This is a genomic window from Winogradskyella sp. (genome assembly GCF_016744625.1).
Lineage (GTDB): Bacteria > Bacteroidota > Bacteroidia > Flavobacteriales > Flavobacteriaceae > Winogradskyella.
Genome location: NZ_JADGDZ010000016.1, coordinates 47,965 through 54,755 on the forward strand (window position 1 = coordinate 47,965; position 6,791 = coordinate 54,755).

The window sequence follows — 6,791 nt, forward strand, 5'->3', positions numbered from 1 at the left end:
TATAATATGCAAATATAGTTTGAATTATTAACTTAGCCATTCAACTAAAAGCTATTGTATGCATATTCATAACTTGTCTGAAACTCCATCAATATTAAACACCTTCATTTCTGAAATTAGAGATAAAACCATTCAGAAAGATAGCATGCGCTTTAGACGAAATATTGAGCGTATTGGAGAAGTTATTTGTTATGAATTAAGTAAGTCTTTAAATTTTGAAACGCATCATATTGAAACTCCCTTAGGTGTTTCTAATACTGTTTTGCATAAAAAAGATATTGTACTGTGTTCTATACTTAGGGCTGGTGTTCCACTTCACAATGGTTTACTCAATTACTTTGATGCTGCCGAAAATGCATTTATATCTGCCTATAGACAGCATAAGCACAATCCAGAGAGTTTTGAAATTGTTGTTGAATATTTGGCGTGTCCAAGTCTAGAGGGCAAAACTTTAATTTTAGCAGACCCAATGCTAGCAACTGGTCAATCTATGGTAGCAACTTATGAAGCTCTAAAACCATTTGGAACACCAAAAGATGTTCATTTAGTGAGTGTTATTGGAGCACAAAAAGGTGTTGATTATGTCTCCAATGCATTTAACTCAGATACACATCTTTGGATTGCAGCTGTGGACGATACATTGAATAGTAAAGGCTATATAATTCCTGGATTAGGTGATGCAGGTGATTTAGCGTTTGGTAATAAATTACAGCAATAAAGTAATTATTGGTGTTATAATTAGTAGCACCACAAATACTTCTTTAAACCAACGCTCAGAAATAACTTCAATATAATTTGCCATAATTATAGAAAACGGAGCAAATAGGAATAAGAATTCACTTCCATTTTTTACAGGTGAAATAATAGCAACCAATATGGCAATAACCGAAGCCCAAGCTGTAAGAAAATAAGATGGTCTTAGCTTTTTATTTTTATCTGGTAGAGTTCTAAAAAAATATATGAGTATCCACACTAAAGAGGTAAACAAAACAGTGAATTTTATAATACTTTCTTTACTGTTGTATGGTGTAAAATCTAAACTTGCGTAACGCTGAAAGTTTGATGGTCTCATATAGACATCATATACCAAAATATTATAAACTAGTAGTAATACAATGACTGTTATAACACCAATGAATGGAATAATGATATTTTTTATATTGTTTTGCGAATAATAGATTAAAGCCACAATGACTAGGGCAAAAAATAATATTGACCAGAAATAAAATAATGTGGCAATTGTAATCCAAAAGGCAGCATCGAATAGTTTTTTCTTAATATGTAGTTTGGAGTGTAAACTGACTAAGCGTCGTAAGGCAAATAACACGAATAAATTTGCTAACAATAAATCTGAATATTTCATTGCTTGAGGAAACATACCTAGAAGCAATCCATATGTCATTATAGCATAACTGTTCCCTTGAGTAAGGTTGTTTTTTGAAACAATAAAATCTAAAAGAAATACTAGAAAAAGCGTAATTAATAATTTAGCACTTGCTATTAAAGTGCTATTAAAGTCATTGAAAAGCAAATCGTAATTTGTAATAGCAAAAAGTAAAACAACAAAAACCGCAACTATTATGAAGTTTATAGGCTTAGATTTACTAAAAATGCTTGTAATCATTAACTCTTTTTGTATTTTTGCTGTGTAAATTTATAAAGTTATGAAGGATTTCTTTTACGGAATACAAGATTTATTTGTTGATGGGCTATTTGCTCCTTTTGATGCGCTTAGAGCTTTAGAGTTAGAAAGCTGGTTTGGAGCAAACATTATGTCATGGCTTTTTATGGCTATTGGCTTTGTTGCATTTGTATATTGGATGATGCAATTGGCTAAATATAACGCCAATAACGAGGAAGACAAAAGTATTTCATCTCACTCGTATTTATAAATCAAAACCAATATCTTTTCGATAATTCATCTTATCAAAATGTAGTCTTTCTATACTTTGGTAGGATTTTTTTATGGCTTCTTGGTATGTGTTGCCATAAGATGTAATTGCCATAACTCGTCCTCCAGAAGTTATTACTTTTCCATCTTTTTCAATTGCTCCAGCATGAAAAGCAATGGAATCCGTAATCTTTTCTACTCCAATAATTTCTTTACCTTTTTCATAAGTTTCTGGATATCCACCAGAAACAAGCATTACTGTTGTTGCGGCACGCTCATCAATATTGATGCTAACCTCAGACAACGTTTGGTTTGCCATTGCTTGGAAAACTTCAACTAAATCTGTTTTTAGTCTTGGTAAAACCACTTCAGTTTCTGGGTCACCCATTCTTACGTTGTATTCAATCACTTTTGGGTCATCACCAACTTTAATCAATCCTATAAAAATAAAGCCAACATAAGGTAGGTTATCTTTCTTTAGACCTTCAACCGTAGGCTTTACCACTTCATTTTCAATTCTGTCTAAAAACGCTTTAGTTGCAAATGGAACTGGAGAAATGGCTCCCATTCCTCCAGTATTTAACCCTGTATCTCCTTCACCAATACGTTTATAATCTTTAGCTGTAGGTAATATTTTATAATCTTTACCGTCCGTTAAAACAAAACAGCTTAATTCAATTCCATCCAAGAACTCTTCAATAACAACTTTGGTACTAGCCTCACCAAATTTTGCATCAACTAGCATGCTTTTTAGCTCTGATTTAGCCTCTTCTAAGTCATTTAAAATTAAAACACCTTTGCCTGCTGCAAGTCCATCTGCTTTTAAAACATATGGTGGTTTTAATGTTTCTAGAAACTTATAGCCATCTTCTACATTCTCTTTTGTAAAGCTTTCATATGCTGCTGTCGGAATATTATGACGCATCATAAATTCTTTTGCAAACTCTTTACTCCCTTCTAATTCCGCTGCTGCTTTTTGAGGACCAATAACAGCTACATGCTTTATTTCTTCATCTTGCAAAAAGAAATCGTGAATACCTTGTACTAATGGATCTTCTGGTCCGACAACCACTAATTCAATATTGTTTTGAATAACAGCGTTTTTAATCGCTTCAAAATCGGTAACCGCAATATTTAAATTAGTTGCAATGGCTTCAGTTCCTGAGTTTCCTGGGGCAACAAAAAGCCCTGTACAACGTGTACTTTGTTTTACTTTCCATGCAAAAGTATGTTCCCTTCCGCCAGAGCCAATTATTAAAATATTCATGATTCAAATTTGTTTGCGCAAAAATAATTGGTTTTGAGTTGAAAAAACAGCTAGTTTTGAAAAAAGATATTATGTCTTTATACAATTCACTTTTAAATAAAATTATATTACCTATTGGTGATGCTTTTTTCGGTGGATCTTATACAAAATACCTCAAAGAGTGGGAGGCTAACGACTTAAAAACTGAGTTTGAATTAAAAGTACTTCAGAAAAAACGGTTAATTAAAATTTTGGAACACGCAAAAAGACATGTCCCATTTTATGAGAATCAAACATATAGTGGGTTAAAGGACTTTCCAATACTAACAAAAGATGTATTAAGGAACTCTAAGCAGAATTTAATTTCTAATGAATATAATCGAGCTAAATTAACCGAACATCACAGTAGTGGTAGCACAGGACTTCAGTCTTTCACCTATATGACTAAAGATCATCAATTCTATTTAAGAGCATTGCAAACACATTGGTGGAAATGGAGTGGTTATAATATTGGTGATAATCTTTTACAATTTGGTATTTCTCAAAAACGTTCTTTCACAAAGCGTTTGAAGGATTTTTTTTATAGATGTGATTATGTTAAAGCCTTTGGTTTGTCTGAAGACGAGTTACTTGATACCTCTAAACGTTCGATTAAACGAAATAAATTATTCATAGCTGGTTATCCATCAGTAATAAATGAATTGGCTAAATCTTCTTTAAAAACAAATTTTAAGAATGTCGAAGGTGTGATTTGTTATGGTGATAAGCTTTTTAATGGCTATGTGAAGAATATTAGTGATGCATTTGGATCTAGTGTTAATATTATTGATACCTATGGCTGTGCTGAAGGTTTACTTATGGCTTGCACAAAAGACTTGGACTACTATTACATTATGTCTCCTCATGTTTACATAGAAATTGTTGATGATAATGGAAATGACGTAAAAGATGGTGAAATGGGTAATGTGCTTGTGACGTGTCTTACAAACCACGCTATGCCACTGATTAGATATAAACTCGGTGATTTGGCCATTATGCTTCCTAGAGAGGATTATCCTAAAAAGAGAGCCTTAAACTATCCTTTACTTAAAAAGGTTGTGGGAAGAGAAACAGATGTTGTAAAAACAAAAAAAGGAATTACTTTAAACGTACATAGCTTTACCGGAATTTTTGAACACTATCAAAACATAAAGCAGTTTAAAATTATTCAGAATGATTTAGAACATATTTTTGTAGAATATATATTGGACACTAATTATAAGTCTAATACATCCACATTAAAGGAAATAGAAAAAAAATTTTTAGACTTAACTCATAATAGTTTGAATATTACATTTTGTAAAGTTGAAAGCATAAAACCAACTAAGTCTGGAAAACCTCAAATTATTGAATCTAATTTAGTGTCTTAATTAGACGTGTTTTCACAAATAAATGCTCGTAGAGGAACTGTATCATATAAACCAATGACTTTATATAAGAAAACCCTAAACCTTTTCTATAGACGTTAAAATTGTGTTTAATTAAATTAGACTTGTTTGACGACAATGAGCCTTCTGAATTACGATAATAGGCTATGGTCTCTGAAATTCCAATAGCTGGTTTTTTACTTCTTTTTAAAGCCTCTATCCATAATAACCAATCTTGTCGTTTTTTTAAATCTTTAGTAAATATTTTACCCAATTTTTCGCAATTGTATATTCCCGTGAGGTTCCCGATATAATTTGCTTTAAGTATTTTTTTGTGAGTAAGTGTATGCATAGCTTCTACTCTCTTGTGGAGTGGTTGACTATTAGAGTTGATATGTTCATAACTTCCAAAACAGACATCGCTTTTATTAGTATTCAAAATATTGGTCTGTAGCTCTAATTTGTTTTCTTTCCAAAGATCATCTGCATCTAAAAAAGCAATGTATCTTCCTTGTGCCATTTTAGTTCCTAAGTTCCTTGCTTCGGCTGCGCCTTTATTTTTGGGGTGTTCAAAAAACTTTATTCTAGTGTTTATATTAGAATATTTTTTAGTTAGAGTTATTGTGTTGTCTGAAGAGGCGTCATCAACTAAAATCAATTCCCAGTTAGTATAGGTCTGATTGATTACACTATTAATAGTTTCTTCAATAACAGCTTCATTATTGTACATTGGTGTTATTATAGAGACTAGAGGTTGCATTAGATATTAATAAGCCTTATCATCACCTTTTACGGCATTCATAAATGTTTGTGAAATTATCTTTATATCTAAAAGTAGGGACCAGTTTTCAATATAGAAGATATCGAATTTCACTCTGCCTATTATATCCTTATCCGTTTCTACTTCTCCTCTAAACCCACTTACTTGGGCTAAACCTGTAATTCCTGGTTTCACAAAATGTCTTACCATAAACTTATCAATCTTCTTTGCATACATGTTTGTATGACTTACCATATGTGGTCTTGGCCCAACTACTGACATATCACCAAAAAGCACATTAAAGAATTGAGGTAGTTCGTCTATACTTGTTTTTCTAATGAATCTACCCACTTTAGTAATACGCTGATCATTTCTTGTCGCTTGATGTAAATGAGCAGTTTTATTCGGTGTCATTGATCGAAACTTGTAGCAATCGAACTCCCTAAAATTAAACCCATTTCTAGATTGTTTAAAAAATACAGGGCCTTTAGATTCTAACTTTATTAAAATAGCAATTAATGGTGTTAACCATGATAAAATAAAAATTACGACGATACTGGAAAATAAAATATCGAAACCACGTTTTACAATAGTATTTACAGAATCTTCTAACGGAATTGTTCTTAATGTAAGGATAGGAATATAATCATAGTATTCATAACGAAGTCTTTTCGAATAAATCTCCTTACTATCTGGAATAAACTTTAAGATCTTAAGATTATTATCAGCGAAATCTACAATATCAGCGATTTGAGAATTTGTAAGTTCGGATATAGAACAATAAATTTCATCAATGTTCTCATTAAGGATGTATTCAAAACAATCGTGTATTGGTAGTTCTTTGGTCTTAAAACTGAACGTTTTTTTATGTGAATATCCGTATTCGGGATTCTTATTGAAAAAACTTTCTAATGCAATTGTTTTTTTATTTAGACCAAAAATAACTGTAGACCTATAATTACCACCAAAAGAAACCCTGTACTTCTGTAACAAATAATAAATTGTAAACTTAAAAATTGTAACGAATAAAAAACAAAGAAGAGTATATTTTACAATAGGTCGTGGATATATCTCTAATTCGTGATATAAACCAGAAAAAGCAAAAACAAAGAGTAAAAACAAAATCAATTGTTTTACGATAAGTGACAAAATATTGACTGGTCTAGTATATCTATAAACCTCATAGAACTTTGAATAAACAGATAGTAGAATCCAACCTATAGATATAAAAGTTGAAAAAATAAAAGGGTCTTTTCCGTTTAATAAATAAACTATTGCTATTCCATTAATAATCGTTAAATCAATTAAATATGAAATAGGTCTTAAATATCCTGAATATCTTCCGTGTTTAAATAAACTCAAATTTTACTATATCTATTTAGGCTAGAGCATCTGTATAATAATCAACAAAAGATACAACTAATTTTATATTAAATTTATATTAAATTTATAACAAAAATATTGTATTCGCAATGATGTGTATTAGAA

General features: G+C 31.1%; 7 protein-coding genes. 3 read left to right on the forward strand and 4 right to left on the reverse strand.

Annotated features, from left to right (window positions below; translation table 11 throughout):
- Positions 1 to 58: 58 nt before the first annotated feature.
- Positions 59 to 718: a uracil phosphoribosyltransferase gene (upp, locus tag QZZ53_RS05750; protein ID WP_296382450.1), complete on the forward strand. Its 660-nt coding sequence runs from the start codon at positions 59 to 61 to the stop codon at positions 716 to 718.
- On the opposite strand, the gene QZZ53_RS05755 is transcribed toward upp, so the two are convergent.
- A complete protein-coding gene (locus QZZ53_RS05755; RefSeq protein WP_296382452.1) occupies positions 707 to 1,624 on the reverse strand; it encodes a DUF6427 family protein in 918 nt (305 codons plus the stop codon). The two genes, upp and QZZ53_RS05755, sit on opposite strands and share 12 nt — an antisense overlap.
- A gap of 40 nt (positions 1,625 to 1,664) precedes the next feature.
- On the opposite strand from QZZ53_RS05755, the gene QZZ53_RS05760 reads away from it, so the two are divergent.
- The gene (locus tag QZZ53_RS05760; protein WP_296382454.1) at positions 1,665 to 1,892 is read left to right on the forward strand and encodes a uracil phosphoribosyltransferase; all 228 of its coding nucleotides are present in this window, start codon (positions 1,665 to 1,667) and stop codon (positions 1,890 to 1,892) included.
- Here the strand turns inward: QZZ53_RS05760 and purD are convergent.
- Complete coding sequence (gene purD, locus QZZ53_RS05765; RefSeq protein ID WP_296382456.1) at positions 1,887 to 3,158, reverse strand: phosphoribosylamine--glycine ligase; 1,272 nt, start codon at positions 3,156 to 3,158, stop codon at positions 1,887 to 1,889. The genes QZZ53_RS05760 and purD overlap by 6 nt on opposite strands.
- A 56-nt stretch (positions 3,159 to 3,214) precedes the next feature.
- On the opposite strand from purD, the gene QZZ53_RS05770 reads away from it, so the two are divergent.
- Entirely contained in the window at positions 3,215 to 4,546 is a 1,332-nt protein-coding gene (locus QZZ53_RS05770) for an AMP-binding protein (protein WP_296382458.1), read from the forward strand.
- Here QZZ53_RS05770 and QZZ53_RS05775 read toward each other — a convergent pair.
- Both QZZ53_RS05775 and QZZ53_RS05780 read right to left on the reverse strand, forming a co-directional pair.
- Positions 4,530 to 5,303, reverse strand: a complete 774-nt coding sequence (locus QZZ53_RS05775) for a glycosyltransferase family 2 protein (protein WP_296382460.1) — start codon at positions 5,301 to 5,303, stop codon at positions 4,530 to 4,532. The two genes, QZZ53_RS05770 and QZZ53_RS05775, sit on opposite strands and share 17 nt — an antisense overlap.
- Before the next feature lie 6 nt (positions 5,304 to 5,309).
- Complete coding sequence (locus QZZ53_RS05780; RefSeq protein WP_296382462.1) at positions 5,310 to 6,665, reverse strand: exopolysaccharide biosynthesis polyprenyl glycosylphosphotransferase; 1,356 nt, start codon at positions 6,663 to 6,665, stop codon at positions 5,310 to 5,312.
- Positions 6,666 to 6,791 lie beyond the last annotated feature (126 nt).

What these genes read in the sequence shown, in the direction of transcription:
- upp (WP_296382450.1), top strand. Translation starts at nt 59, where the DNA reads ATGCATATTCATAACTTGTCTGAAACTCCATCAATATTAAACACCTTC.
- QZZ53_RS05755 (WP_296382452.1), bottom strand. Translation starts at nt 1,624, where the DNA reads ATGATTACAAGCATTTTTAGTAAATCTAAGCCTATAAACTTCATAATA.
- QZZ53_RS05760 (WP_296382454.1), top strand. Translation starts at nt 1,665, where the DNA reads ATGAAGGATTTCTTTTACGGAATACAAGATTTATTTGTTGATGGGCTA.
- purD (WP_296382456.1), bottom strand. Translation starts at nt 3,158, where the DNA reads ATGAATATTTTAATAATTGGCTCTGGCGGAAGGGAACATACTTTTGCA.
- QZZ53_RS05775 (WP_296382460.1), bottom strand. Translation starts at nt 5,303, where the DNA reads ATGCAACCTCTAGTCTCTATAATAACACCAATGTACAATAATGAAGCT.